Here is a 2,604-nt window from a genome sequence, read left to right on the forward strand (position 1 = left end):
CGACCCTGTTGCGCGACCCGGCGCCCGCCGACGTCGCCCGACTGCTCGAGGCAGGCCGCGGCACAATTCGCCAGGTCACCATCGCTCCCGAGCTCCCGGGCGGTCTCGACGCCGTGCGGATGATCGTCGAGTCGGGAGCCGTCGCCGCCGTCGGCCACACCAGCGCCGATGCCGCGATGGCAGTGGCGGCATTCGAGGCAGGGGCCTCGCTGCTGACCCACGCCTTCAACGCCATGCCCGGGATCCACCACAGAGCGCCCGGCCCCGTTCTGGCCGCGGCCGCCGACCATCGGGTGGTGCTCGAGGCCATCGCCGACGACGTGCACCTGGATCCTCACGTGATCAAGCTCGTCTTCGACTCGGCCCCGGGTCGCGTGGCGCTCATCACCGATGCGATGGCGGCCGCGGGCAGCGCCGACGGACACTACGACCTGGGCGCGGTGAGCGTGACGGTCGAAGCCGGTGTCGCCCGTGCCGACGACACCGGCTCGATCGCGGGATCGACGCTCACTCAGGACGTCGCACTGCAGCGTGCCATCGCCGCCGGTGTGGATCTGCCCGAGGCGGTGCGCGCGCTGACCGCCACCCCGGCGCGGGCCATCGGTGCGGGCGACCGCTTCGGCCGCCTCGCGACGGGATACGTCGGCGATGCCGTGCTGATGGACGAGCGACTGCACGTCGTGCGCGTCTGGGTGGGCGACCGGGCCTAGTCCGGAGCCGCGCGCGCATCGACGAGCAGCACTGCGGTCTCCGGTCGCGTGTGCGGGAGAGGGAGTGGGGCCGCCGTTCCCCAGAGCGGCGACCCCGTCATGTTCCCCCCAATGTCGAGAGCTGGCGGGTCGAGCGCTCCTCCCCCGAGGTGCCCGACCCGCCATGCCGGTGCACTTACCCCTTGCACCAGCGCCTGGGTTCCGCCCCCCGGTGGAACCCCATGGCTGTCTCTATGTGATGAGACGAAGAGGACGCCCGTTCATTACGCGAGTTCCCAGGATTTTTTCGAGATTGTTCCGCGGGGTCGACCGTTTCGCCCCTGACCAGGCTTTTTTCGAAACAGAAGATCACGGCTGAGTTTTCACCAAGGGGTGGCAAGGCTGAGTGATCAGAGAGAGAATGGAAAAGGCGCGTGATGAAAATGGGGTTCACGCGTCTCTTCATGTGGGGGCGCGCTCGCTCACCCACGACAGATGGATGACAGTGGACCACGACAGCACTTCGCACGAGGAATCGATCGCAGACGCCGATCTCGTCCTGCGCACCCGCTCGGGTGATGCAGCGGCGTTCGGTGAACTCTGGAGGCGGCACTACCCCTCCGGCATGTCGGTCGCCCGATCGATCACGTCGTCGATCGATCCCGACGACCTCGTGCAGGAGTCGTACACGCGCATCTACCAGGCCATCATCAAGGGCGGTGGGCCCAACGGCTCCTTCCGCGCCTACCTCTTCACCAGCATCCGCAACACCGCCGCGGCGTGGGGTCGCTCCCGTCGCGAGTCCGCGATCGATGAGCTCGACACCGTCGCAGACCCCGACAGCACCGAGCAGGCCGCGAACGAGGCCCTCGACCGCAGCCTCACCGCCCAGGCGTTCCGCAGCCTCCCCTCCCGCTGGCAGGAGGTGCTCTGGTACACCGAGATCGAGCAGATGAAGCCGCAGGAGGCAGGCCCCCTTCTCGGGATGAAGGCCGGCGCCGTCTCGCAGCTCGCATTCCGTGCACGCGAAGGACTTCGCGAGGCCTGGATCCAGGCGCATCTGCGCAGTGCCGCACCCGACTCCGACTGCCAGTGGACGATCGAGCATCTCGGCGCCTATTCACGCGGCAACCTGAGCACCCGCGATCACAAGCGCCTCGAGATGCATCTCGACGAGTGCGCACGATGCATGATCGTCGCCGCCGAGGCCAAGGATGTGTCCAAGCGCCTGGCGCTCGTGCTCCTTCCGCTCGTCCTGGGAGTGTCCGGCTCGGCCGGATACCTCGCCACCCTCCAAGGCGGCGGAACGCCGATCGTCGCCCTCGCCGCGATGCCCTCGGGCGTCACGGAAGGTGCCGTCGTCGTCGCAGGGGGCGGCACAGCCGTGGCCGGGTCGTCGACCGGCGGCGCAACCGCCGGTACGTCGGGCGGCGCAGGTAGTGCCGGTGCCGGTGGGGCCGGCGCCGGAGGCGGAATCTTCAGCGGTGTCGGGGCGCTCGTGGGCGCAGGACCCGCCGCGCTCGTCGTCGCCGGTGTGGTCGCTGCCGCGACCATAATCCCCGGCCTCGCCGGAGCGACCCCCGCAGCGTCTCTGCCGAGCGCCGGAGACACCGATTCGTCCATCAGCGCCGACGTCGGACCCGATGACTCGATGTCCGAAGACAAGACCGTGATCCTCGACGATGTCGAGCCCGACCCCGAGCCCGTGACACCGCCCGTCGAGGCGCCCATCACGCCAGAGCCCGCGGAAGACATCGCGCCGGCGATCGTCGCACCGCCCGCTCCCGCTGAGCCCGTGACACCCGCTCCTCCCGTCGAGACGCCTCCGCCCGTGGATCCCGGAGGCGAGAACCCCGGAGGAGAGAACCCCGGAGGCGAGAACCCCGGAGGCGAGAACCCCGGAGGCGAAAACCCC

2 protein-coding genes are annotated in these 2,604 nt (G+C 69.5%); both read left to right on the top strand.

Annotated elements, in window-relative coordinates:
- Positions 1–710, top strand: a 710-nt coding sequence (locus J7E68_RS17680; protein WP_215174821.1) for an N-acetylglucosamine-6-phosphate deacetylase, incomplete at its 5' end; no start/stop codon positions are given.
- A 478-nt stretch (positions 711–1,188) separates the two neighbouring features.
- A partial coding sequence (locus J7E68_RS20200) for a sigma-70 family RNA polymerase sigma factor (RefSeq protein ID WP_215174823.1) occupies positions 1,189–2,604 on the top strand: 1,416 nt, incomplete at its 3' end.

The organism is Microbacterium sp. ISL-103 (assembly GCF_018613995.1).
Lineage (GTDB): Bacteria > Actinomycetota > Actinomycetes > Actinomycetales > Microbacteriaceae > Microbacterium.